Origin of the sequence: Micromonospora sp. CB01531 (assembly GCF_001905095.1) — a bacterium.
Classification (GTDB): Bacteria; Actinomycetota; Actinomycetes; order Mycobacteriales; family Micromonosporaceae; genus Micromonospora.
The window spans coordinates 14,089-38,611 of sequence record NZ_LWLS01000113.1 but is presented as its reverse complement, the minus strand read 5'-3'; the positions used below and the strand labels follow the sequence as shown (position 1 = coordinate 38,611).

Below are 24,523 nucleotides of genomic sequence, written 5' to 3'. Positions count from 1 at the left end.
CGAATTAACGCCGAGCAGCACTTAGTGATCCTGGCCCGCCACCGACGGAACCTGGAGGCAACATGTTCGAAGCGCTGGGCCTCGCCCCGCCGGAGAGCGCGGTGTACGTCGCGGCGGTGAGCAACCCCCGGGCGAGCGCCGACGAACTTGCGGCAACCGCCCGACTGTCTCGGGCGCAGACCGGACGGGCACTGGTCCGGCTCACCGAGCTCGGCATGGTCAGTCGGCTTCCGGGACGACCGGTACGCTATCTCGCCGCGCCACCGGATGCGGCGATCGGCGAACTGATCGCCGGCGTTGAATCCAAACTGTGGCAGGCGCGCGACGCCGGACAGGCCCTGATGGAGACGCACCGGGCCGCATCGCGCTACACCCATCCCGAACAGTCACTGGAGGTGCTGATCGGCCAGGACAACATCGGCCGGAGAGTGGCGCACATCCACCACAGTGCCAAGACACAGTTGCGCGGCTTCGACAAGCCGCCATACGTCACCCCGCCCCCCGGCGCGAAACTCGCGGACGAGGGCCAGCGGCTGCGCCAGGGCGTGCTGTACCGGGCAATCTACACGCCGCAGGCGGTCGCCTGGCCCGGGCGGCTGAGAGGCGACATCCTCGGCGGGATGCGCCAGGGCGGAAAGGCCCGGGTACGGCCGAACCTGCCGCTCAAGATGCTCGTGGCCGACGACCGGATGGCCGTCATACCCATCAGCTCCAGCGACCAGAATGTCGGTGTCGCCTACGTGATCCATCGATCATCGCTACTCGACGCGCTCATCACGCTCTTCGAGGCGGAGTGGGACCGGGCCACGCCCCTGTCCGTCGACGGGCTGGCAGACGACGCGGGCGGACCGGACGAGGAAACCAGTGAACTGTTGACGCTGCTCGCCTCGGGCCTGACCGACCAGGGTATCGCCCGGTCGCTGGGCTGGTCGACCAGGACCACGCAGCGCCGGATCCACGCGCTGATGGAGGAGCTGGGTGCCGCCACCCGCTTCCAGCTGGGAATGACTGCCAAGGCGCGTGGCTGGCTGTGATGTTCCGTCCCGACGGGGACAGGACGATCGGCCGCCTGCACGTCCGCCGAACGACCGGCTGGACGACATCCCTCGACAAGTCCCCCCGCCGCTACCATGATCGTCCTGGTGATTGCCGTATTGATCCAGCAACGGGACCCATCGATGATCCGACTCCTTGGCCAAACCAAATCATCGATGGGCCCCATTGCCACGTCCGGGATCAACACCCCCTTGCACCACGCCACGGCGTAAACGACGTGGCCTTGGAACTAGACCCGAACTAGACCTTCTGCAAGGCGAAGTTCAGCGTCGTCGTCTCTCCCTTTTTGATCTTTACAGTCACCGCCTGTGGCTGATAGCCGTCGATCGCGCAGATCACCTGCAACGGGTTGTTTCGAACATCGAGCCACAACTGGTAATGGCCGCTCGCATCGGTCCTGAGCGTGTAGTGCCCCAACGGCGTGGTGATCTGGACCGTCGCGCCACGTATCGGACCTGACGGCCCGGTGACCGTACCGGTGATCTTGCCCCAGTTCTTCGGCTGGTTGACCGTCATCGACACCGGGACGCTCGGCATCGCGTACGGCGTATCCGTCCCGACCACGACAGCCGCCGTGTAGGTCCCGGGCTGAGTGATGTCCGGAACATTCGCGTCGACGGCGACGGTGACCGTGGCGCTGGCACCCGGTGCGAGCGTGAGCGTCGTCGGGTTCACCGCGAGCCAGCTCACCCGGCTCGTCTCGCCGCAGTCGACCATGCCCGGCAACACCTCCGAGCTGGCGAGATTCCCGCCGTCTTCGCCACCCGTGTTACCACCGATCTTGTAGAACCCGCACGCGCTACCGCTGCGGTAAAGCGCGTTGTTCGCGTTCGGGATGGGCGTCCAGGTGTCGCTGGCCGGGTCGAAGGCGAAGCCCTGGTTGGTGATCACCGAGCTGTGCTCCGTGACACCGCCGGAGAGCAGCAACCGGCCCTGAGCCGTCGTGTATCCGGACCCCCACAGGTCGATGGGCATATCGGCCGCCGGCGACCACGAATCGGTATGCGGGTCGTAGCCGTACGTGTGGCGCGTCGTGCCGCGGGACTTGGATTCGCCGCCGGCGCAGTAGAGCGCGCCGGAGATCGCGCCACACGACTCCCAGCTGATCGGCTCGGGATAGTCGGCGGCGTGGCTCCACGAGTCGGTGGCCGGGTCGTACACCATGACGTCCGTGGTGCCACACTCCATGAGGACGCAGCCGCCGACGACGTACATCCTGCCGTCGAGAACCGCGACAGCAGAGCCCGCGAGCGGGTTCGGGTTTGTCGCCGCAGTCGTCCACACATTCGTTGCCGGGTCGTACACCTCGGTCTTGCCATCGGGGGCTCCGCCAACGGCCCAGCCGCCCCAGCCACCGGTTGCGTAGATCTTCCCGTTCAACACCGCCATCACCGGCGCCTGGCGATCGTCGGCGGGGCTCGCCAACCGAGACCAGCTGCCCGCGGTCGGGTCATAGGCGTACATCGCGTGGGAGTAATCGGAGCCGGTGACCCCGAATGCCGAGTAGATCCTGCCGCCGAGCGAGACGACGCCGTTGTCCTGGATCGTGGTCGGGTAGTCGGCGATCGTGGTCCACGGCGCGGCGGCCGGCACCGAGCCGTTCGGTGCGGCCCCGGTCGCCTGGCGGATCGAGGCGTCCTTGTCCTGTAGCGACAGCGGTGAGTACGTGCCCTGGATCCGCTGGGTGGGCGCACCGTGCGCGGTCAACGGCGCCACGCCGCCGACCTGCTCGCCGAGGGTCACCTTCGCCGGTGCGCTGCCGGTGTTCTGGACGGTGACGGCCTGGCCGGCCTTCCCCTGCCAGGGCACGGTGATGCCGACGCTGGCCGGCGTGATCATGACCTTGCCAGCCTTGAGCATGAACTGCGTCTGCGTCACCGCGTCCGCCACCACATTGACGTGGGCTGTCGCCGTGGCGTAATACCTCCTCTCGGCGGTGAAGTCGTGCGTGCCGGTCAGCGACGAGAACACCGAGTAGAAGCCGTCGGCCATCTTCGGGTCGGCCGGCGTCCCCGCGCTTGTCGCGTGCTCGGCCGGCTTCTCGCCGCTCGCCACGGTCACGCCGACGACCGGCATGTTCGTATTGGCGTCGGTGACCGTACCGGCCACAAGGCCGCCCGGGATCGGGTCACACGTACGGTTGCCGATGAAGACGTTGTCGATCTGCCACCACGTTCTGGCCCAACTCGTGTAGTGGAACCGCACCTGTACGGCGGACTGGTGAGCGACCATCGGCAGCGGTACGTCGACCCACGCCGGGCCGCGGAATTCGGGGTAGCCCTTGTGCCAGACGTTCTGCCACGTGGCACCGCCGTCCGTGGTGACGTCGACGTCCGCGGAGGACACGAATGACCGGAAGTCGGTGTTGAATGACAGGGCCGGGTTCCCGGAATCGGACAAGTCGGTCACCGGGGAGATCAGAGACATGTCCCATGGACCGGACGACGTGCTGGTGTCGGTGACGGCGAAGCCGCCGCTACCGCCCGTGACATTATCCGTAGGCGCATACGGCGCCGTCAGCTTCGGGTTGTCGAACGCCCATCCGCCCCCGGCCGTGTTGTCCGAGGTCCAGCGGGCCGGAATCGACGTCGCGTCGAACGTCTCCGTCGTACCCGCGTTGTGGGTCGCATATCCGGGCGCGAGGCAGTCGTACACCTCGACCGGGACACTGAACTCGGCAGTGACGTTCGAGGTACCGACGGTCACGTCCTTCGTCATCGCCTGGTAGCCCGGGTAGTTCGCGTTCACGTGGAGCGTGTACGTCTGGCCCTGCAGCAACTGCAGGCTGTAGCGGCCGGTGTACGGGTCGGTGTGGACCGACCCGCCCGGTACGCCGTCGACGGTGATCGTCGCGTACAGCGGCCAGGAGTGGCCCGAGCCGTCGGTGACCGTACCGGATACGGCCGAGGTGGGGACCGGGTCGAGCGCGAAGTTCTCCGTCAGCGAGCCGCCGTCGGTGACCCCCACGCCGGTAATCGTCTTGCTCTTGTACCCGTACGCCGCGGCCGTCGCGTCGTACGTGCCAACCGGCACGGTGGCGCTGTAGTGGCCGGACACGTCGGTGATGGCCGTCGAGACGCCGACCGTCACGGTGGCGCCGACCACCGGTGCATTCGTCGACGCGTTGGTGACGGCACCCGTGACGACGCCGTGCGGGCCGGTGCGGAACGCGGCCAGACCATTCGGCGTGCCGAGCCCGGTCGGGCCGTCATAGCCAGGGCCGGCCGTGCACAGGTACGCCGGCGAGCACGTGCCGTTGTTGCCGGCGCTCACATCGTTGAGCTGCCCCGTGTTGGCGTACGGGTAGCTCGACGGATACGTGTTCGCGACCGGGGTACCAGCGGCGGCGTACACACCAGCGATGATCGGCGCCGAGGCACTGGTGCCGCCGAACACGGTCCAGCCGCCCGACTGGAAGGAGTTGTAGACGGCGACGCCGGTCGCCGGGTCGGCTACCGCTGCGACGTCGGCTACGGTGCGCTTCGAGCAACCGCTGTCGGTCTGCCACGCCGGCTTCGCCTCGTACAGCGAGCAACCGCTGCCCGGGCCGTAGCCCGAGTTGTACCACACGGACTCCGACCAGCCGCGCGTACTCGAGTCCCGGACGAGACTCGTACCGCCGACCGCGGTGACGTACTGCGACGCGGCCGGGTAGGCCACGCCGAAAGCGCTGTCACCACTGGACGCCACGATGGCGACGCCCGGGTGGTTGTAATGCGGGTCGGCTTCGGTGACCTCGGACGGGTCCTCACCGGTGCCCGGATCCGCCGAGTACGCGGTGCCATACGAGTTCGAGACGTACTTCGCCCCGAGCGCAACCGCCTCGTCCACCGCGGCACCCATGTCCTCGAAGCTCGGGGTGTCCGCCTCGACCAGCAGGATGTGGGCGTAGGGGGCGGTGGCGGACACCATGTCCAGGTCGAGGGCTATCTCGCCGGCCCATCCCGGGTCAGCCGGTGGGTAGTTCATGCCGCCGCGCTGGTCGACCTTGCGGAAGCAGCCATTGGCTGTGGTGCACGGGGGCAGACCGTACTGCTGGCGGTAGACCGCCAGGTCAGCTTCGGCGTTCGGGTTGTCGTAGGCGTCCACGATCGCGACGATCTGGCCGGCGCCGCCGTCCGCAGGCAGCGAGTAGGCACTCCGGAGGTCGCCGGCGCCGAAGCCGTCTGGGATCGCGGACTGCGGCTGCACACCGCGGTGAGTGGTCACGTCAGTGCGGCGCATCGCCATACAGACGAAATGCCCGGGCTTGGGGTCCGCGCACTGCCGGACCGCTGCGGACTTGCCGGACGCGGCGGCCATGGGTGTGCTGGAAGATCCTGCGTTCACGCTCGCAGCGGCTGGGCTAGCAAGACTGAGCATCATCAACGCCACGGCAGCAACCGTTGTCACTATTCGTGCTCGCGGGCTGGGCGCTTTTCGGGGGGTGTCCATTGAGATCCTTCAACGATCACGTACCGGTGACTAGCCGAGCTCCGGTGGGATCCGGGTTGATCCGTGGCTGACACCGTCGTGGACATGCACATTGCACGTCAAGGGACCTTGGACGGCGGGAATCTGCCTTACGGCTGGAACCCGCCACGAGAATGCCTTGACGCGCATCATTCAGCTCCCCTATCCTCGCCCCCCCGTTAAGGGCTGTCCAAGGAGTGGTCTGATAGCAAAGAAGTGCCTTCTGATCAGGGAAAATAGGACTTGCTGAGGGTCCGATGTTCCTGTCACGGAAGGCACTTGCTGGGTGAAGGCTGACCAAGTTGGTTATGGATCGTCAGTGATCGTAGATTGGTCGTGTGGGCCTTCTTCGATTCTCGCGGACCACGGCGCGTCTGTCGGTGTTCGCCCGTGACGCTTGGTGTGTGGGCTGGTTCGGGGAGGATTCCGGTGACGCGGGCTGGCCGTGAGCGATGGTTCTGCCCGATCGATGGTGGGTCGTTGAGCCGGTGAGCGGGAAGCTGCGGCTGGCCGAGGGTGAGGCCTCTCGCACCGCGTGCGCCCGCGCCTTGCTGCGCACCGGTGTGGACGAGGAGACCGGCGAGGTGCTGCCTGCGGCGGTGCTGGCGCAGCGGGTCGGTTGGTGTGCCGATCTGGTGGCGGGCATGGTGGCCGCGCTGGTCGGCGCGCATTGGAACAGCGTGGATGTGGAGGTGTTGGCCGGCGTCGACCTCGACGCCGGGACACTCAACGGAGAACGCAGCGTACTGGTGGCACGCCAGCGGCCTGGACTGCCGAAGACTGAGGGATGCTTCTCTGGCTGGTGGGTCCGCTGGTCGGCTGCGAGCAACCGACCAGTGCCACAATCGCAGGGGACGTCGGTGTCGCATAGCGGACGGGGACGTCCAAGCCCTCGACCTCGGCCGACCGTCAGGGCAAGGGCACGTCGACCGCCCACCCCCATCTGACGAGCGCTTCCGAGCTTATGCCGCAATGATTTCGGCACCACGCCGATTTCATTGTATGATTGCCGCATGCTGTACCAGACACCCGTGCTCACCGATGACGACAAGCGCGTGCTCGGCGAACTGGACACCATGCGGGACAACCTGCGATACCAGATCGCTGAGCCGCACCGCTGGACAGGACAACTCCGACGCACCCTGATCGCCCACGCCATCCAGGGCTCGAATTCGATCGAGGGCTACCAGGTGTCCCTGGACGACGCAGCCGCAGCCGTCGCCGGAGACGAACCGGTGGAGACAAGCCCGCAAACCTGGGAGGTCATCACCGGCTACCGGGACGCCCTGACCTACGTGCAACAGCTCGCCCGCTCGCGCGAGTTCACCTGGCAACACATGCTCGTCAACGCGCTTCACTTCATGATGCTTAGGCATGACCTTGCCAAGTGGCCGGGCCGCTTCCGGCCCGGAGACATCCACATCGATGAGGCACACACCGGCCGACGGGTCTACACCGGGCCGGACGCAGACGACGTCCCTTCGTTGATCTCCGAGCTGATCGAATGGCTGACCGACGGCGAACCGGAAACCCCGCTGCTCGTACGGGCCTCAATGGCTCACCTGAACCTGGTCAAGATTCATCCCTGGCGAGACGGCAACGGCCGAATGTCCCGCTGCCTACACACTCTCGTACTCGCCCGCGACGGTGTACTCGCCCCAGAGTTCTCCTCGATCGAGGAATGGCTCGGCGTCGGCCGTAACACATACGCCTACTACGACGCCCTCGGCGAGGCGGGCGGCCGACACTGGCAGCCTGATAACGACACCAGCAAGTGGATCCGGTTCTGCCTCAGCGCCCACCATCAACAGGCCCAGCTCGTCCGGCAACGCATTGATCAGGCCGCGCATCTCTGGGAACTGCTCGACACCTGGTCACGGCGCAACGGACTGCCCGAACGGGTGGTCAGCGCCTTACACCTCGCCGCTACCGGCGGCCGAGTACGCCGCACCCTCTACCAACGCGACGAAAACCTCACCGACGACCAAGCGACCCGCGACCTTCGCGCACTGGTACGGGCCGGCATGATCGACCAGCACGGCGAGACCCGAGGCAGGTTCTACCTCGCCTCACCCGCGCTTCGCGATCTCGCCGCTCCAGCACTCCGCCCGAAGGAAATCATCGACCCGTACCGGCAGTAGGGCGCAGGCCCTACAACCACGAGCCCCACCATGCTTCGCCGGTCCGCCGTGCCGCGTGATTACGTAGCCACCGCCAGCACACGCATGAGCACGTGCGAAGGCGACCCCCCTTAGCCTCGGTCTTCATCTCGGCTTGCCTTGATAGGCAGGCAAACCCCATCAGGAGCGTCATGAGATCGTTTGTGGATTGTCGGTGCGACCGGCCACATCGCGAATCTTGGCTTCCAGCTGCGGGTCCGTGGAGAACTTGAACGTCTCAACGCGATGCGGCTGCAGGCCCCAGGATCGCCAGACCCGGGCCACCTCGGCGAAGCTGACGGGCATCCCAGCCCTGGTCATTCTCAGTCAGCCGCAGGAGCCCGCGGTCGGTGTCCAGGTCGGCCAGCCGTAGCCCGAGCGCGCCGCCGCGGCGGCAGACGGTCTCGGTGTGCAGCCACAGCAGCAGCGCGTCGAGGAGGACGTCGTTTCCACTGGTACGAGCCGCAAGGTTGATCTCCTCCAGTTCGTCGGGGGTCAGGGCGCGGCGAGTGCTCGGTAGCCGGCGGGGCTTAACCACCCGATGGGCAGGGCTGGCTGCGGCGTCGATGAACCCGTCGGCGATAGCCCGGTTGTAGACGGCGCGGGCCGCGGCGATGACGTGTTCACCGGTGTGGCGGCCGCTGCGGCTGTTACGCCGTGACCGGGCCGTCGCGGCTATCTGTCGTTGCATGGCCTCGATGTCGCTGGCCGCGATGGCATCCAACGGGAGGTCGCCCCAGGCGGCGGCCATGCGGTTCCAGTAGGTCCCGTAGGTGCGACGGGCGCCCGACCCGGCCGCCGCGATGACGTGGGGCAGGTACTCAGCGAGGGTCGGCAGGCTCGGGCCGGGGTCGGCCTGCAGATCGGCGAGGGTGACGCCGAGGTGGGCCAGCAGTTGCCGGGCGGCGGCGACGCGGGCGATCAGCTGTCGCCACGGCCTCCGATCACCTGGGCGTGCAGGTCGGCCAGCAGCCGCGCGACGGTACTGGCCGGGTGGATCACCAGCAGGTCATGGGCGACCAGGGCGGCAAGCAGCAGCGGCTGCCCCGGCACGATGGCGCACATCCGCCGTGCGCTGGTCGGCAGCGGCAACTCCCCCCGACTGCCCACCACATACGGCCCGGCCAGCGCCGAGGCGACGACCAACATCCCGGCGCGCGGATCGATGCTGATGCGGTGGCCCGGGTCCCAGCCCAGCGCGCGCAGCAGCCCGCGTCCGGTCACCCGGCCGGAACCGTCCGGGCAAGCCATACCGAGCAGGCGCCTACGGAGACGACATGGTGCGGGTCGGCTTCCTCCAGCATCCTGAAGCCGTCGTCGGTCAGGTGCAGGATGCAGCCCCGCGCGTCCTGCGGATCGGGCTCCTTGTCGATGAGTCCCCGGCCCTGCATGCGGGGCCGCGTGGTGGGACAGCCGGCTGCGCGACCGCTCCATCTTGGCGGCGAGGTCCTTGAGCGCCCACCTACGGTTTGGCTTCTCCGACAGGGTGCTCAGCACCTCGTAGTCCGCCGGTGACAGCCCCGAGTCGCGGGCCAGGTCCCGGCCGAGCCGTGCCGGCAGCGCTATCAGCAGGCGCCGGAAAAGACACCAGCACTTCCGGGCCCGTCGAGGGACTGAGGCTGATCGCTGCCCGACCTGACGACCTGGCCGAACTGCTCGTGCTTCAGCGGTGATGTTGGGTGCAGGAGGCCATCGCGAACCACACCCTCGACCTGCAGCCGCCACGGGAGACACTCGATGACCTGCTCGCATCGATGTCGGGCAGCCCGTCTGACCTATTTGCGCGACCTCCTAGGCGTTTGGTTGGACGTTTGCAATACGTTCAGCAAATCGATCGGGTCAAGTCGTCTGGACTCCTTAGGTTCGCCGTCGAAGGAAGTTGGAGTTGGCAACTGTTTTTGGCTGCTCGCGGCCGGATGGGACGAGACCCCGATGCAACCAGCTGCTGCCGTTCGTGCGCGCGGCATCACCAAGACCTTCGGCGACGTCATCGCCCTCGACGGGGTCGATCTCGACCTCCCCGAGGGGCAGATCCACGGGCTCGTCGGGCCCAACGGCGCCGGCAAAACCACTCTCCTGGGCATGCTGCTGGGCCTGGCGGTGGCCGACGGCGGCTCACTGGAGATCCTCGGCTCACCGGTCGGGCGCATCCTGTCGGTGCCCGGCGGCGTCACGGGCTTCGTGGACGGCCCCGGTCTGTATCCCGAGCTGACGGCACGCCAGAACCTTGCGGCCCTGGTCTCCCTGCGGAGCGGTGCCGGCCGCTCCGCCGACGTCGACGAGCTGCTCGACCGGGTCGGGCTCACCGAGGTGGCGGGTGACAGCGTCCGCGGCTTCTCGCTCGGCATGCGGCAGCGCCTCGGGCTGGCCGCCGCCCTGCTCGGCGAGCCGCGTCTGCTGGTCCTCGACGAGCCGGCCAACGGCCTCGACCCCGCCGGCAAGCGACAGGTCCACCAGGTCCTCACCGACCTCGCCGAGGCCGGCGGCACCGTGGTCCTCTCCAGCCACCGCATGGACGACCTCGCGGCGCTCTGTGACGACGTCACCCTGCTGTCCACCGGCCGGGTCGTCTTCTCGGGCCCGGTGCACAAGCTGGCCACGGAGAGCGGCGAGCTCGACTACCGGCTCGTCACGACCGACGCCGACGGCGCACGCCGGCTCGCCGACGACATCCCGGGCCTGAGCCAGGTCGCGGGCCGGAAGTCGCAGTCGCAGTACGACGACCAGTCGGTCGTCGTGCGGGGCCCGGAGCCGGCCCTCGACGACCTGGTTGCCCGGCTCGTCGGCGCGGGCATCGCGATCCGCGAGCTCGGCCCCGTCGTGCCCCCTCTGGAGGCCGCTTTCCTGGCGCTCACCGGCGCCGGCGCCGACACCGACCCCGGCCCAGACGCCGACATCAGCCCTGCCTCCACCCCCGACCTCCAGGAGACCTCCCGATGACCGCGGCCATCGTCGATGCCCCCGTCCGCACGCAGCCACAGCCCGTGGCGGTGAGCCGCTGCTACACGTTCGAGCTGGTCAAGCTTGTCTCGCAGTGGCGCGTCCGGCTGGTCTTCCTGGCGTGCCTGCTCGCCCCGGCCATCTACACGGCGGTGATCAGCCAGCAGACCTCCCTTCCCGCCGACGCGGTCTACGGCCGCTGGATGAACCAGTCCGGCTGGGCCGGCTCCCTGGTCATCCTCGACGTCATGGGCACGTTGGTGCTGCCCCTGCTCACCTGTCTCGTGGCCGGTGACGTCTTCGCCGTCGAGGACCGGCTCGGCACGTGGCGGCACCTGATGGTCGCGGTGCGCTCGCCGCGCCGGATCTTCGTGTCCAAGGCGATGGCCGCGCTCACCGTCACCCTGGCGCTTCTCGCCGCACTCCTCGTGTCGTCGCTGGCCGGCGGCCTGCTGGCGCTCGGCACCCAGCCGATGCCGGGACTGGACGGGCACATCATGGACTCCGGTGAGCTCACCCGGACGGTCCTCCTCGGCTGGCTGACCATCGTCCCGCCCACGCTCGCCTTCTCCGCGGTCGGCCTGCTCGGGTCGGTCGCGCTGGGGCGCTCCCCACTGGGCCTACTGATGCCGGTGATCATCGCGCTCATCCTCGAAGGTGTCCAGCTGATGCCGGTCCCGGTGGCGCTCCGGGTGGCGACGCCGATGAACGCCTTCATTACCCACCGCGGCCTCTTCACGGCCCCAGGTCAGCTCGGGTCGCTGTGGATCGGGCTCGCCGTCAGCCTGGCCTGGACGGCCCTGGCCACCTACCTCGCCTACCGGCTCTTCGTGCGTCGCGACTTCACCGACCTGGCCTACGACGGCATGGGCCGCCGCTTCCTGGTCGCGGGTCTGGCCCCGCTGGCGGGCCTGGCCGCAGTCACGACCGTGGTCGTCGCCGTGACCACGGGTGCCAACGGCACGGGCATCGAGCGGCCCAAGCTCGAGGCCTCGCTGGCGACGTCGTTCTCGCACCTGTACGTCCTGCAGACCGAGCAGCTCAACCGGCAGGCGGTCACCGAGGAGCAGCTCCACGCCACGGCCAAGTGCGACAAGGCCGGGGAGCGCGTCGAGGACCACGGTCCGGGCGCCGACTGGCGCTGCGTCGTGACGTGGACCCTCCCTGGTGCGACCGCGACCGGCAACGCGATCTACCAGCTCGATGTTACCGCGGACGGACGGTACGTCGCCGACGGCGACGGGCCGAAGGAGGTCAACGGGTTCTTCCAGGTCGCCACCCCCCTGGGTGACCGACCGAACCCGCTGTGGCAGTTCGACGGAGTCGTCGACCTGCTGGCAACTACAAAGTGAAGGGGAACCAGATGAATGTAAGGCGCAACCGCGTCGTGAAGCGGCCTCGTCGTCGCCTCCTGCGCTCGTTGCCCACCGGCCTCGTGGCCGGCGGCGTGGCCCTCGCGGTCACGGTCACGGGTGGTGTTGCCTACGGTTCCACCATGGGTTTCGGTGAGAACCTGGTCGGCGAGGAGTACACCGACGGCCTGCAGGTCTCCTCCAACCAGATCATCAAGCCGCTCGGTGAGCGGCTCGTGACCAACTACGGCAAGTTCATGGGCTCCACCCTGAGCCCCGACGGCCGCTTCCTGGCCGCGACCGCCAACGACCGGTCGATCTCGCTGCAGATCTTCGACCTGGAGACCTACCAGCTGATCTTCCGCGCGGGCACCGCCTCAGGCGCCAACCTGCGTCCCTCCGACAACACCGTCGGCCAGGAGAGCCCGCTCTACTCCCCCGACGGCAAGTTCCTCTTCATGCCGAACGCGACCGGCATCACCCGGTTCCCGGTCAACGCCGACGGCACCCTGGCGGCCGGCACCAAGATCGCCATCCCCAACCTGACCAGCCCCACCCGTCAGGCGCTCACCGCCGGCATGACGTTCTCGCCCGACGGCAGCACGCTGTACGCCGCCGTCAACGGCCAGAACACCGTCGTCGCGATCGACCCGGTCGCCGGCACCATCAAGGCGACCTACCCCGTCGGCATCGCGCCGCGCCAGCTGAAGTTCGTCGGCACCAAGCTCTACGTCAGCGACGAGGGTGGCCGCCTGGCCCAGCCGGGTGAGGACACCATCAAGTCCTACGGCACCAACGTCCCGGCGGACCCGGTGCTCGGCACCTCGACCACCGGTGTCCTCAGCGTCATCGACACGGCCAACGCCGCGGCGCCCATCGGCCAGATCGAGGTCGGTCTCCACCCGACCGACATGCACCTCGAGGGCAGCGCGCTCTACGTGGCCAACACCAACGACGACACCATCTCGGTGGTCGACACCAGCATGGACAAGGTCGTCCAGACGATCGAGACCAAGCCCTGGCAGAGCTCGACGGTCGGCTACGAGCCCGACGCGATCGCCGTGCACAACGGCCGTCTGCTGGTCAGCCTCGGCCGCGTCAACGCGATCGCCGTCTACAAGCTCGGCGAGAGCGCGCTCGACCCGGTCAGCTACGTCGGCCTCGTCCCGACCGACTACTACCCCGAGGACGTCTTCTCGGTCGGCGACCAGATCGTCGTGGCCAACCGTCGCGGCATCGACGCCCGGGGCCCGGCCATCACCTACAACCAGGGCTTCGGCACCACCCCGGCGACCGGTCACGGCACCCACGCCACGACCGCCTCGCTGACCCGCTTCACCCTCCCCTCCGACAGCGAGATCAGGGACACCTACACCCCGCAGGTCTTCAAGCAGAACGGCTGGGGCGGCGCGGACAGCGACGTCAAGCGCGCCGTCCGCGGCAGCAACGTGGCGCCACTGCCCGTGCCCCGGCGCATCGGCGACCCCTCGCCCATCAAGCACGTCTTCATGCTGGTCAAGGAGAACCGCACCTACGACCAGATCCACGGCGACATGCCCGAGGGCAACGGCGACCCGTCGCTGGCCCAGTTCGGCGAGCAGGTCACGCCCAACATCCACGCGCTCTCGCGGCAGTTCGGTCTCTACGACAACACCTACGACGTCGGCACCAACTCCGCCGAGGGTCACAACTGGATCATGCAGGGTGACAACCCGGAGTACACCGAGTCCAGCGCCGGCGAGTACGTCCGCAGCTACGACACCCAGGAGGACGTGCTGGGCCACCAGCGCTCGGGCTTCCTGTGGACCGCCGTCATGGCCGCCGGCCACACCGCCAAGAACTTCGGCGAGTTCGTCTACTCCTCCAGCGGCAAGCCGGCCGGCTCGACCTGGCAGCAGTACTACTGCGCCGCGCAGAACGTCGACCAGGGCGGCGACCCGGCGCAGCTGACCAGCCCCGCGCTCAAGGGCAACTACGGCTCGCCGATCCCCTCGCTCAACAACATCACCGTGCCGACCGCACCCCCGTTCGACATGCAGATCCCCGACCTGTACCGCTACCAGATCTGGAAGGACGACTTCCAGAAGAACGGTCCGGCCGAGTTCAACATGGTGTGGCTCTCCGACGACCACACCGGTGGTCCGGTGTCCCAGCGGTCGAACGTCGCCGGTGGCGACCTCGCGCTGGGCAAGATCGTCGAGACGATCTCGCACAGCCCGTACTGGAAGGACTCCGCGATCTTCGTGGTCGAGGACGACAGCCAGGCCGGCCCTGACCACGTCGACGGCCACCGGGCCCCGATCCAGGTCATCAGCCCGTACGCCGTCCACGGCAAGACGGTCTCGACCTACTACTCCCAGATCAACATGGTCCGCACCATCGAGCAGATCCTGGGTGCGGAGCCGCTCAACCAGAAGGTCGCCGCGGCCACCCCGATGTACGGCGCCTTCACGCCCAAGGCCGACCTCACGCCGTACACCGCGAAGGCCAACAACATCTCGCTGACCGAGAACATCAAGACCGCGCCCGCGTGCGGCCTCGACACGCCGACCGGCGCCAACGCGGCCGCCCTCCAGGGCCCCGTCCCGACGAGCTTCGTCTCCTACTCTGAGGCGTGGGACAAGTGGGCCTCGAAGCAGCGCCTCACCGGCAAGTGGGCGCAGGCCGACTACGCGAACCCGGAGCTGATGAACCGGTACACGTGGTACGGCGCCCACAACTGGGACCTGCCCTACCCGGGTGACGCCAAGATCTACCTGCCGAAGGACGTGCCGGGCGCAGCCCTGCCCGGCACCGACGTCGACTGACCTGGCGTCCCACACGGATCCCATGACGGAGATTCAGGCGGCCCACCGGGAGATCCCCGGTGGGCCGCCGTTCCGCACGCCGCCCGCCGCCCCCGGCCGGCCGGCCGAGCTCGCGCTGGTGACGGACCCACGGTCCTCCGCCCGCCCGGGTCGCCCGTTCAGCCAGCGCACCGTGTTCACCGCGCTGGGCTGGGTGCAGCTGGTCGCCGGCGCACTGTTGTTCCCCCTCCCGGGCCGGGCCTGCTCCTGCTCGCGCTGGAGATGGCGACGCTGGCCAAGCACCACCCCTGGGCGGCCGAGCGCGTGCACAGCTTCAAGCGCCGTGCGCTGGTGAAGGTGGCCCATGGCGTGCGGACGCTGACCAGAGCGGTCTGCTTGTTCGTGATCACCCTGGCCAACACGCTGGCGGGCCTGCCGCGGGTGTGGTCGCCGAAGCAGCCGCGATGGTGGGTGCTGCCCTCGTGGACCTGGCTGCCCGGGGGCTTCTGGGCCGGGGTCAGCCACATGGTCTCCGGGGTGGTGCCCCTGGCGCTCGCCTTTGTCAACCGCCGCCACGACCCCGGCCGCTACCGCACCGTCGACCGCAACAGCAACCCAGACCGCCACCTCGCCCTCGACCCCGACGACGCGCCGGTCAAGCGGCCCCCCGACTCGTCCTGCACGAAGGCACCCCATGAGCGACAAGCCCAGCGTCCTGTTCGTCTGCATCCACAACGCCGGCGACAGCGTCGAGGTCCGCTCCGCCGGCTCCGCCCCCGCCGACCAGATCAACCCCGCCGCCGTCGAGGCCATGCGCGAGGTCGGCATCGACATCACCGACCAGACTCCCAAGCTCCTCGAGTACGAGGCCGCCGAGTCATCCGACGTCATCGTCACCATGGGCTGCGGCGACGCCTGCCCCGTCTTCCCCGGCAAGCGCTACGAGGACTGGAAGCTCGAAGACCCCGTCGGCAAGGGCGTCGAAGCCGTCCGCCCGATCCGCGACGAGATCCGCACCCGGGTGGAAAGGCTCCTCACCGCACTGCCGCCTGACCAACCCGCCGGCGCTACCCGTCCGCCCGGTGACCCGTTGGGCGGGCCGACCCTCGCTCATCCGGCCGCTGACACGGCCGGGACAGGTCAAACGGCTCCCTGCCCGCAAACTGACGGTGACCGGGTACTGGTTCAACCGACGTATCGATGGTGTTGGTGCAACGATGGCAGACGTGCCAACTGCGAAAACAGCTACGCCTGCCATCTCGCCGCTTACTGGCGAGCCGATCAAGCGCGCCGATGCCGAGCGGCTCGCGGGAGTGCTGAAAGCATTCGCCGACCCCGCCCGGCTGCGACTGCTCAGCCTGATCCAGTCCGCCCCCGAGGGCGAGGCGTCCGTAAGTGACCTCACCGCACCGCTCGGTCTCTCCCAGCCGACCGTGAGCCATCACCTCCGGATCCTCACCGAGGCCGGCCTACTCGAGCGCGAGAAGCGCGGCGTCTGGGCGTACTACCGCCTCGTGCCGTCCGCGATCGCGGCGATCGCCGAACTGTTGACTCCGCCCCGCAAGCGAGCGACGAAGAAGGCCCGCTGAGCGGCACTATCGAAGGTCGGCGCACCGGCCCTGCGAATGCCGAACGATAGCTGCCGCACCGGCTACGGCCAGCTTGACCACGCGACAAGGCCGCCACCGGCACCGCGTCAGGGCTAGCAATCGCCTCGAACCTCGACGCCTTCCTCTGCGCCAACAGGTGTGGTGAGTGGCCGAGTCCAGCGAACGGTCACATCGTTATCCATCCATATCGAGGGCTGCCTGTAAGCCTCGGTGTGGGAGGTCCTGATGCAGTACGCGGCGGAACTTGACGGCCCTGACCTGCTCGGCTGGTGTACGGCAGCCGAATCGGCGAGGCCGCCTGCGGACGCGGCGCCCGACGACACCGAAGCCGCTGGGCATCCGGTTCGCGTTCTACGGCCGGATGTCGACCAGGGAATTTCAGGATCGGCTGTCGTCGGCGCGGTGGCAGCGCGACTTCGCCGAGGACGTGATCGACGGCCGGGGCGTGATCGTGGCCGAGTTCTTCGACGTGGGCCACTCCCGGCAGGTGCCCTGGCCACGTCGCCCGCAAGCCGCCCGACTGCTGGCCGCTCTCGCGGACCCGGGCCGCGGGTTCGACGCGGTGGTCGTGGGCGAGTTCGAGCGAGCGTCTCTGGTCAGCTTAGTGGTCCTGAGTCGGATTGAGTTTCCGGGATCGTTTCCCACCGTGGTGGGGAGGCATGGGCGTGCAGGTGAAATCCCGCACCCAGGGCGGCCCCTCGTGGCCGGTGGTGGGTGTGCTGATCGTGTTCACGCCCTGGTGTCGGTGGGCTGCGCGGGGCAGCCGGGTCCGACCCGTTGGTGCGTGTCCCTCCGGACGCTTGCCCGCCCGGCTGTGGGGCCGGGTGGGGGAGGGTGCCCTGCGTCGCCTGGGCGGGCAGATGGCCCACTTCCAGCCCGCCACGGTCGGCTTGTCTGGCGCCTTGCGATGCTGCAGTACGGTCAGGCACTGCGGGCAGTGCTTGGAGGTGTTCCGGGCGGGGACGGTGACCACGGCGATACCCGCCTCGGCGGCGAGGTGCCGGGCGCCATGCTGTTCGGAGCGCTTTTCCACGGCGAGGCGAGGAGCCTCTACCGGGCCTGCCACCACGCGATCCGCTATGGCGGTACACAAGCCCCAGGCAACGGAATGCTCCGGCTGGTGCTGCGGCTCCGCACGGCGGAACTGGCGGCGCTGCCCTGGGAGTTGATGTTCGACGACGAGACGGGGGCGCATCTCGCGCTGGAACACCCGATCGTGCGTTACGTTGAACTGCCCGTGCCGGTGCGGAGCACCGCGGTGAAGCCGCCGCTGTACATCCTCGGCATGGTTGTCTCTCCTGATAATCTCGATCCGCTCGCGGTGGAGGCGGAGCGGGATGCGATCGAGGAGGCGCTAAGCCAGTTCGCTCGAGACGGGCTGGTCCGGCTGAGCTGGGTCAAGGGCCAAACCTGGCAGGACCTGCAGCGCAAGCTCTACAAGCGGCAATACCACGCCCTACACCTCGTTGGTCACGGCGGGTTCGACGGGACCCGGGGCGAAGGTTACGTCGCATTCGCCGACAGCGCGGGCCAAGCCGATCGCGTGTTCGCCTCGGACCTCGGCGCGATCCTCGCTAACCAGAACGGGCTTCGCATGGTCGTGCTCAATACCTGCGAGTCCGCGAGGGACGACGGGAAGCACGGTTACACCAGCACGGCGGAGGCGCTTGTTCGCCGAGGGGTGAGCGCGGTGCTCTCGATGCGGGACGTCGTGTCGGATCCGGTCGCCCGCAAATTCGCGACGGTCTTCTACGAGGCCCTCTCGGTCTCAGCGCCGGTTGACGTGGCCGCGATGATGGCCCGGCTCGCGGTTCGTCGCGATGGCCTGGGCTCGCTGGAGTGGGGCACCCCGATTGTCTTCATGCGCTCCGACAGCACACCCCTTCTCGAGACCTAATGGAGCAGCCGGGAATGTCAGAACAATCCGTGTCGGTTGTGCACTTCGGCGGCAGCGACGATGGCGACACCGCCGAGGCCGTGGCGGAAATGCTGCGGGCACACCGATTCACGACCCGCGTCGTCAAGGCGCAGGAGAGCCGCAGTGATGCCGGCAGCCTGGCCCTGATCGTGTTGGTCGCCATCCCCCTACACGGGTTCCTCTCGGCCTTGGGCGAGTCCCTCGGTGGAGCAACGGGTGCAGCGCTGCAGACGCTCTTCGGACGGGTCTTCGCGCGGCTTCATGATGGCCGGACCGAGCAGCGATCCATCATCATTCGAGACGCGGCGCGCGGCATCGACGCGGAAATCAGAGCCGGGCTCCCAGGGGAGGCGTTCGAGCAGCTGCGCGCGCTGGTCATCGGGGACTCCGTCAAGCTCCGATACGACTCGGTTGCTGGCGCCTGGGCAGTCGTTGATAAATAGCGGCGGCCGTGGTGAGCAACCGACGGGCCGGGTGGGCTGAGTCCCAGAGTCGATGTTGTCCGACGTGTCAAGATGTGGCGTCGAGTTGAACCGGTTCCACTCGGCGCACCCGAGAGGACGTTTCATCTTCAAAGGGTAATTACGTCAGAGGCCGCCCGGAAGCAATGCGAAGCACTTCCGCAGCACTTGGTCCGAGCTATCGGCGTCGCGAATTCGGCATGAACATAGAACCGGCGCATCACCTATCGCATCGGCAGAGCAACGGTCAGGCCGCAGATCTCACGCAAGCGGAGTCTCTACGCGAGTTCGCATGCCGCCACCTTTGCCGATCTTGGTGGTTTGGGCTGGTAGGGGGTCTTGTCGCGGATACACGCCCAGAGGACGTTGAGGCGTTGTTTGGACAGGGCGGCGGTGGCTTGGCGGTGGATCTTACCCTCAGCGCTTTTCTTGTCGTAGTAGGCGCGTGACCGTGGACAGTGGGTCAGCGCGGTGAAACTGGACATGCTGAACACCCGGCGTAGGCCCCGGTGGTAGCGGTGGGGCCGAACCTGGTGACCCTGACGGCGGCCGGAGTCGCGGGAGATCGGCGCGAGCCGGCGTGCGCGGCGAGCGCCGCAGCGCTCGGGTAGGTGGTAAGGGTGCCGGCGTGGGCGAGGAACTCGGCGGCGAGGGTGGTGCCGATGCCGGGCAGGCTGGTGACAATCTCTCCCAACTCGTGCCCGGCGACGATGCCGGCGATGGTCTCCTCGATGGCGACGATGCGGCCGTTGACCGCTTCCAGGTCGGTCGCCATCTCCGCCACGATCCCCGCCGCAGTGGCCTCCCCCGCGACGGCGACGGTCTGCGTCCGCGCGGCGGCGAGGGCCTTGGCGGTGAGCGCCTTGGCCGCCCGCACGCCGTGCTGGCGCAGGTAGGCCAGGATGCGTGCTTCGCCAGCTCGGCGCAGCCCGGCGGGGGTCTGCCACTGCGCGAGGAGCCGCAGCGAGCCCTTGCTGCGCAGGTTCAGCGTCTTCTCCAGAGCGGGGCTGATCATGGTCAGCAGGTCCTGGATGCGGGCGGTGATGCGCACCCGGTCGGCGACCAGGTCGAGGCGGCGGGAGACGAGCAGCTTCAACTGCTGCTGCACCCCGTCCGCGAGGGTGAGAGTGGGATAGGTCGTCGCGCATGCGCAGGGTCTGGGCGATGACGTAGGCGTCGTGGGCGTCGGTCTTGCGTTCACCGTTGAATGCCTCCGCCATCCGGGAGGTGACCGTGCCGCTGACGTAGCGTACGTCTGCACCGCAGTCGAACAGGACCGCCAACAGCAGTGAGGCGGGTCCGCCTCGGAGGTCGACGGCCCAGCGGATCGGCTTACGGCGTTTGCCGAGCCGTCCGGCGATGGCGGAGATGGCGTGCTGGTCGTTGGGGATCTTCTCGGACAGGACTACGGTGCCGTCGTCGTCGACGACGCACACGTGGTGGTGGGTCTTGCCGACGTCGACGCCGGCCCACAGGCTGCCCATCGGGCATCACCCTTTTCGCTCGTTCTGGTCAAGGGGCGTGGACCCGCCGCGGTTCAGTAGCCGCACCTTCGGAAAGGGCGATCGGTCGCAAGTCTCCATCCAGTGCTGATACAGCGGTCATCAGCGAGGGCCGGGGCGTCCTACTCCAAGCTGGCCATGACATCGGCAGCACACACCCAGACAGTCACCCGACCCTCCGGGCCCAACCGGCAAACGACGCGGCTCGATGTCCGGTTGCGGGTCCCGACGGACACCCGGAGCCCAAGCCGCCGCTGTCAGGGGCGTCGCGCCGGAACGCCGAGCGGTCCACGATCTTGCGCGCCTCGGTGACGGCACCGGGCGGCGAACCAAGCGTCAGGTGTCGAGGCCTGCGAGGTTGAGGCGTTCGAGCAGGCCGGGCTTGCGGGCGTGCACCGCCCGTAGCTCGGCCAGCCGGTCTCGGAACGATGAGCTGTCTCCGTCGCGTTCGCCGAGGTCGTGCAGGTCGACGAGGAGTTGAACGGCGGTGTCGTACTCGCGGGGTTTCTTCGTGGCGATGAGTTCATCGACCCGTTGCCATGCGGCGGGTTGGTCGACTGCGAGGGTGTCGAGGTGTCGTTGCCGGGCTGCCGCGGCGGACCGTTCGCGGCGAATCCGGTCGCGGTCGCGCTGCTCGGCGTCCCGTCGTTCCCGTTCGGCGCGCAGGTCTGCGGCGGTGGCGAGTAGTTCTCCGGCGGTACGGGCGGCTGCCGGGGTGGACGCGTCGGTGGGGCGCGCGGCGCGGTAGCGGCGTAGCAATTGGCTGCGCAGGTGGCTGTCGCCTCGGGTGATCAGGTCGGTCAGGATGGCGTCCTTGTCTGGGGCGGGCAGCCCGACGACCCAGGTCCGTAGTCGCGCGGCGGTCGGTTCACCGGGGGTGGCCGGCGACGACCCGGCCGCCGCAGCCGCAATCAGGTCGGGGTCGATGCGCAGGAAGTCGGCGACGGCGGTGAGGGGCGCGTCGAGGGTGCCCAGTCCGGCTGGCACGGGTGGTTCGGGCTCGTCGTCGGCGATGTCCTCGGACTGTATGCAGCGGAGCCAGGCCAGGTACAGCAGGCGTAGGTCGCCGGCGGCGAGGCCGCCCCGGACCGGGATGATGGAGGTGAGCAGGCCGTGGCCGTCCAGATCCCACTCGTCGGTGCCGTCCTCGTCCTCGTCGTGGAGGTCGATGATGACGTGCTTGCCGGCGGTCCAAGCGGATGCGCTGTCACCCTGGCAGTACTGGGCCACCGTGGCGGGGTCGAGCACGTGTTTCGGTAGCCGCAGCATGAGCTGGCGGGTTCCCCAGTTCGCCAGGTACAGGTGCGCGTCGAAGTATCGTTCCATCAGCTTGCGCGGGTCGCCCTTGAAGTTGCCCCACTCGTAGGTGTTCACGAAGCTGGTGGCGGTGATGTCGGCCCGGGTCGACAGCGACCGCAGCTCGGCCTGGTCTCGGGAGGTGAGGGGCCGGTCGACGGCGGTGAACTCGTAGTACTGGTACTCGCTCACCGTGGTCTACCTTCCGGCCCAGTGCCGGTAGGCGTCGATCCACGCGGTTCCGTCCGGCGCGGGGGTGGGTAGCGGCAGGTCGAGAAGGTCGATCCTCTGCCGGTGGCGGCCACGGGTGCAGACCGCGACGATGGTGTCCGCGGTCAGGTCGATCTTGCGCACGGTGACCTCGACGCCGAGGACGGTGGTGGTGAACGGCACCGCCAGATGCTCCTCGATCATGGTGAACAGGCCGGTGAGCTGCTCGTCGTCGCCGTACGCGTCGACGGTGGCTTCCTCGATCATCGCCTGCAGCACGGCGTTTCCGTTCGATGCCATCGGCGGAGGATAGCGGACCGGTGTCGGGGTGTTCGGAGCCCGATGCGCGAGGATGGTCGGCATGGGTTCGGTGGCCGAGTTCGTCGATCTTCGGCGGGAGGTGGAGCGGCTACGGGCGGAGAACGCCCGGCTGGCGCGTCTGCTGGAGTTGCGCGGCCAGGACACGACTGCGGCGCCGGAGCAGTTGTCCGCGCCGGTTGAGCCGCCAGGGCTGGTCACCATGGCTTCGCCGACTCAAGACAAGCTGGCGTTGTTCGCCGACCGGTTCCGGGCCCGGGCCGACGTGTACGCCGTGCGCTGGGACAACGCCCGTACCGGCGCTGCCGGGTGGATGCCAGCGGTCGCCGGCGGCTGGCGTAAGGGTATGGACCGGCGGGGTGCCACCTACCTGCCCCGCACGACGGAGGTCGTCGCGGCGCATCTGGTCGGCGACGTGTTCATGGGCCTGTACCCGCTGATGCCCGGCAACACCTGCCACTTCGTCGTGGCCGACTTCGACGGGCCGACGGCGATGCTCGACGCCCTCGCCTACGTGAAGGCGGCACGAGCCAACGCGGTGCCCGCCGCGTTGGAGATCTCCCAGTCGGGCCGCGGCGCCCACGTGTGGGCTTTCTTCACCGGCGCCGTTTCCGCGGCCACCGCGCGGGCCGTCGGCACCGTCCTTCTCCGTGAGGCGATGGTGCTGCGCGGGTCGATGGACCTGCGGTCGTACGACCGGCTGTTCCCCAACCAGGACGTGCTGCCCGAGGGCGGCTTCGGCAACCTCATCGCCGCACCGCTTCAGGGCCGCCGCCGCAAGGACGGACTGACCACCTTCCTCGACCTCGGCACGCTCGAGCCGTACACCGACCAGTGGGCATTCCTGTCTACGCTGGACCGGCTCAGCCCCGGCGACGCCGAACACGTCGCCCGGCAGGCCAAGCAAGCCGTCACCGGTGCCAACATCGCCGCGATGAGCCGGTCCGCCGCGACCCAGGTCCATCCTCCGCTCCCTCCGGTGGTCCACGCGGAAGTCGGTGCCGGGTTGAGCATCGACGCCGGACAGCTCACCCCCGCCGCACTGGCGACGTTCAAGCACGCCGCCGCCATGGCCAACCCGAAGTTCTACGAGTTGCAGCGGCTCCGCAAGTCCACCTGGGACACCCCACGCTTCATCCAGGGCTATGACCTCACCCTCGATGACCGCCTGGTCCTCCCGCGGGGCCTGCGGCACACCATCGCCACCATCGTCGAACGCGCCGGATCACGGCTGGCCGTCACGGACCTACGAAACCCCGGGACCGAGATCGACGCCGCGTTCACCGCCGAACTCACCGGCAAGCAGGCCTCCGCGGTCGGCGCGCCTCTCGCCCACGACGACGGGATCCTGGTCGCCCCGCCCGGCTCCGGCAAGACCGTCATGGCCTGCGCCGTGATCGCCGAACGCAACACCTCCACCCTGGTCCTCGTCGACCGCAAAGCCCTCGCCGACCAGTGGCGCACCCGCATCCAACAGTTCCTCGGAATCAAGCCCGGCCAACTCGGCGGCGGCCGACGCAAGCTCACCGGCACCGTGGACATCGCGCTACTGCCCTCCCTCGCACGGCGCGACGACGTCGCCACCCTGACCCAGGGGTACGGGCACGTCATCGTCGACGAATGCCACCACCTCGGCGCCGCAGCCTACGAGCACTCGGTCAAACGGATCGCCGCGCAGTTCTGGCTCGGTCTCACCGCCACCCCCACCCGACGCGACGGCCTCGGCCAACTTGTCACCTGGCAACTCGGACCCGTCCGCCACACCCTGACCGACGAGGAACAAGGCACTCTCGCGGCAGCGATGTACGCCGACGCCGGACCCCGTCGAGCGCTGTTCATCCACGAGACGACATTCCAGCCCGGCGAAGTCGACCTTGACGCCCCCGGCGCGCTCGCCGAGGTACACCGGCGACTGGCCCTCGACGAGCCCCGCAACACCCAGATCGCCGACGACGTCGCCGTAGCCCTGACCCGCGGCCGAAACTGTCTCGTCCTGACCCGACGGGTCGCCCAGGTCGAGGCCCTCACCGCTCTGCTCGCCGCACGCGGACACCAGGCGCTCGTGCTCCAAGGCGCGATGAGCACCAGCGACCGGCGGGCCATCGTTGACCGGCTCGAGGGCGCGAAGGCCGGTGACGGCCTGCTCGTCATCGGCACCACACCGTTCATCGGTGAAGGCTTCGACGCCCCCGCCCTCGACACACTCTTCCTCGCCGGCCCGATCTCCTACGACGGCCTACTCGTCCAATGCGCCGGCCGCGTCATCCGCGCCGCACCCGGCAAGGACCTCGCCGAGGTCCACGACTACCACGACCCAGCCACACCCATCCTCGCCGCCTCACTCCCACGCCGCATGCCCGGATACCGGGCCCTCGGCTTCACCAGAACATGAGTGCATCCCATCGCGATCACCATGACTGGCCCCGCCGGTTACAGAGATATGACAGAAAGCCAAGCGTGCTG

Annotated in this window: 17 protein-coding genes and 3 pseudogenes; 11 read left to right on the top strand and 9 right to left on the bottom strand. The window is 68.6% G+C overall.

Annotated elements, in window-relative coordinates; all coding sequences use genetic code 11:
• The first annotated feature begins 62 nt into the window (after window positions 1–62).
• Window positions 63–1,034, top strand: coding sequence for a helix-turn-helix domain-containing protein (locus tag A6A27_RS34460; RefSeq protein ID WP_073838844.1), 972 nt, complete (start codon window positions 63–65; stop codon window positions 1,032–1,034).
• 262 nt (window positions 1,035–1,296) lie between these two features.
• On the opposite strand, the gene A6A27_RS34455 is transcribed toward A6A27_RS34460, so the two are convergent.
• On the bottom strand, window positions 1,297–5,280 hold the full coding sequence (locus A6A27_RS34455; protein ID WP_241825599.1) for a carboxypeptidase regulatory-like domain-containing protein: 3,984 nt from the start codon (window positions 5,278–5,280) through the stop codon (window positions 1,297–1,299).
• 1,241 nt (window positions 5,281–6,521) lie between these two features.
• Between A6A27_RS34455 and A6A27_RS34450 the strand changes: the two genes are divergently transcribed.
• Complete coding sequence (locus A6A27_RS34450) at window positions 6,522–7,649, top strand: Fic family protein (protein WP_073838843.1); 1,128 nt, start codon at window positions 6,522–6,524, stop codon at window positions 7,647–7,649.
• Between the two features lie 183 nt (window positions 7,650–7,832).
• Here A6A27_RS34450 and A6A27_RS47825 read toward each other — a convergent pair.
• The 4 genes and pseudogenes from A6A27_RS47825 to A6A27_RS45350 form a co-directional block, all read right to left on the bottom strand.
• Window positions 7,833–7,958: pseudogene (locus A6A27_RS47825) on the bottom strand (IS630 family transposase); the annotation flags it as partial.
• Entirely contained in the window at window positions 7,906–8,418 is a 513-nt protein-coding gene (locus tag A6A27_RS34445) for a hypothetical protein (protein ID WP_073838842.1), read from the bottom strand. The pseudogene A6A27_RS47825 and the gene A6A27_RS34445, both read right to left, overlap by 53 nt.
• A 170-nt stretch (window positions 8,419–8,588) precedes the next feature.
• Entirely contained in the window at window positions 8,589–8,891 is a 303-nt protein-coding gene (locus tag A6A27_RS34440) for a hypothetical protein (protein ID WP_073838841.1), read from the bottom strand.
• Window positions 8,888–9,058: a MarR family winged helix-turn-helix transcriptional regulator gene (locus A6A27_RS45350; RefSeq protein WP_198940360.1), complete on the bottom strand. Its 171-nt coding sequence runs from the start codon at window positions 9,056–9,058 to the stop codon at window positions 8,888–8,890. Before A6A27_RS45350 ends, A6A27_RS34440 begins: the two co-directional genes overlap by 4 nt.
• A 541-nt stretch (window positions 9,059–9,599) precedes the next feature.
• On the opposite strand from A6A27_RS45350, the gene A6A27_RS34430 reads away from it, so the two are divergent.
• From A6A27_RS34430 to A6A27_RS34395, 8 genes and pseudogenes are all read left to right on the top strand, one after another.
• Window positions 9,600–10,607: an ABC transporter ATP-binding protein gene (locus A6A27_RS34430; RefSeq protein WP_073838840.1), complete on the top strand. Its 1,008-nt coding sequence runs from the start codon at window positions 9,600–9,602 to the stop codon at window positions 10,605–10,607.
• Window positions 10,604–11,959, top strand: coding sequence for an ABC transporter permease (locus A6A27_RS34425; RefSeq protein ID WP_073838838.1), 1,356 nt, complete (start codon window positions 10,604–10,606; stop codon window positions 11,957–11,959). The genes A6A27_RS34430 and A6A27_RS34425 overlap by 4 nt, the downstream gene beginning before the upstream one ends.
• Before the next feature lie 143 nt (window positions 11,960–12,102).
• Complete coding sequence (locus A6A27_RS34420; protein ID WP_241825598.1) at window positions 12,103–14,766, top strand: bifunctional YncE family protein/alkaline phosphatase family protein; 2,664 nt, start codon at window positions 12,103–12,105, stop codon at window positions 14,764–14,766.
• Between the two features lie 22 nt (window positions 14,767–14,788).
• Window positions 14,789–15,100, top strand: a complete 312-nt coding sequence (locus A6A27_RS44600) for a hypothetical protein (RefSeq protein ID WP_158074117.1) — start codon at window positions 14,789–14,791, stop codon at window positions 15,098–15,100.
• A 339-nt stretch (window positions 15,101–15,439) separates the two neighbouring features.
• Window positions 15,440–15,796, top strand: a pseudogene (locus tag A6A27_RS34415) (arsenate reductase ArsC); the annotation flags it as partial.
• A gap of 166 nt (window positions 15,797–15,962) precedes the next feature.
• Entirely contained in the window at window positions 15,963–16,334 is a 372-nt protein-coding gene (locus A6A27_RS34410) for an ArsR/SmtB family transcription factor (RefSeq protein ID WP_143194319.1), read from the top strand.
• A 928-nt stretch (window positions 16,335–17,262) separates the two neighbouring features.
• On the top strand, window positions 17,263–18,252 hold the full coding sequence (locus A6A27_RS43710; RefSeq protein WP_143194318.1) for a CHAT domain-containing protein: 990 nt from the start codon (window positions 17,263–17,265) through the stop codon (window positions 18,250–18,252).
• Between the two features lie 14 nt (window positions 18,253–18,266).
• Window positions 18,267–18,716 carry a hypothetical protein gene (locus A6A27_RS34395; RefSeq protein ID WP_143194317.1) on the top strand — a complete coding sequence of 150 codons (450 nt, stop codon included), beginning with the start codon at window positions 18,267–18,269 and terminating at the stop codon, window positions 18,714–18,716.
• 481 nt (window positions 18,717–19,197) lie between these two features.
• Here A6A27_RS34395 and A6A27_RS46495 read toward each other — a convergent pair whose 3' ends face one another.
• The 4 genes and pseudogenes from A6A27_RS46495 to A6A27_RS34380 form a co-directional block, all read right to left on the bottom strand.
• Window positions 19,198–19,842 (bottom strand): transposase, encoded by a 645-nt coding sequence (locus A6A27_RS46495; RefSeq protein WP_241825597.1) that lies wholly within the window; start codon window positions 19,840–19,842, stop codon window positions 19,198–19,200.
• A 19-nt stretch (window positions 19,843–19,861) separates the two neighbouring features.
• Window positions 19,862–20,218, bottom strand: a pseudogene (locus A6A27_RS47820) (IS110 family transposase); the annotation flags it as partial.
• Window positions 20,219–20,572: 354 nt separating this feature from the next.
• Complete coding sequence (locus A6A27_RS34385) at window positions 20,573–21,724, bottom strand: hypothetical protein (RefSeq protein WP_073838833.1); 1,152 nt, start codon at window positions 21,722–21,724, stop codon at window positions 20,573–20,575.
• 6 nt (window positions 21,725–21,730) lie between these two features.
• Window positions 21,731–22,042 (bottom strand): hypothetical protein, encoded by a 312-nt coding sequence (locus A6A27_RS34380; RefSeq protein WP_198940573.1) that lies wholly within the window; start codon window positions 22,040–22,042, stop codon window positions 21,731–21,733.
• Window positions 22,043–22,103: 61 nt separating this feature from the next.
• Between A6A27_RS34380 and A6A27_RS34375 the strand changes: the two genes are divergently transcribed.
• A complete protein-coding gene (locus A6A27_RS34375; RefSeq protein WP_073838831.1) occupies window positions 22,104–24,452 on the top strand; it encodes a DEAD/DEAH box helicase in 2,349 nt (782 codons plus the stop codon).
• The last annotated feature ends 71 nt before the right edge of the window (window positions 24,453–24,523 follow it).

Excerpts from the sequence above, each read along its gene's own strand:
- A6A27_RS34450 (WP_073838843.1), top strand. The coding sequence starts at position 6,522 with ATGCTGTACCAGACACCCGTGCTCACCGATGACGACAAGCGCGTGCTC.
- A6A27_RS34410 (WP_143194319.1), top strand. The coding sequence starts at position 15,963 with ATGGCAGACGTGCCAACTGCGAAAACAGCTACGCCTGCCATCTCGCCG.
- A6A27_RS34380 (WP_198940573.1), bottom strand. The coding sequence starts at position 22,042 with ATGGCATCGAACGGAAACGCCGTGCTGCAGGCGATGATCGAGGAAGCC.
- A6A27_RS34395 (WP_143194317.1), top strand. The coding sequence starts at position 18,267 with ATGTCAGAACAATCCGTGTCGGTTGTGCACTTCGGCGGCAGCGACGAT.
- A6A27_RS34420 (WP_241825598.1), top strand. The coding sequence starts at position 12,103 with ATGGGTTTCGGTGAGAACCTGGTCGGCGAGGAGTACACCGACGGCCTG.
- A6A27_RS34455 (WP_241825599.1), bottom strand. The coding sequence starts at position 5,280 with ATGCGCCGCACTGACGTGACCACTCACCGCGGTGTGCAGCCGCAGTCC.
- A6A27_RS34460 (WP_073838844.1), top strand. The coding sequence starts at position 63 with ATGTTCGAAGCGCTGGGCCTCGCCCCGCCGGAGAGCGCGGTGTACGTC.
- A6A27_RS45350 (WP_198940360.1), bottom strand. The coding sequence starts at position 9,058 with ATGCAGGGCCGGGGACTCATCGACAAGGAGCCCGATCCGCAGGACGCG.
- A6A27_RS43710 (WP_143194318.1), top strand. The coding sequence starts at position 17,263 with ATGCTGCAGTACGGTCAGGCACTGCGGGCAGTGCTTGGAGGTGTTCCG.
- A6A27_RS44600 (WP_158074117.1), top strand. The coding sequence starts at position 14,789 with ATGACGGAGATTCAGGCGGCCCACCGGGAGATCCCCGGTGGGCCGCCG.
- A6A27_RS34375 (WP_073838831.1), top strand. The coding sequence starts at position 22,104 with ATGGGTTCGGTGGCCGAGTTCGTCGATCTTCGGCGGGAGGTGGAGCGG.
- A6A27_RS34425 (WP_073838838.1), top strand. The coding sequence starts at position 10,604 with ATGACCGCGGCCATCGTCGATGCCCCCGTCCGCACGCAGCCACAGCCC.
- A6A27_RS34445 (WP_073838842.1), bottom strand. The coding sequence starts at position 8,418 with ATGGCCGCCGCCTGGGGCGACCTCCCGTTGGATGCCATCGCGGCCAGC.
- A6A27_RS34430 (WP_073838840.1), top strand. The coding sequence starts at position 9,600 with ATGCAACCAGCTGCTGCCGTTCGTGCGCGCGGCATCACCAAGACCTTC.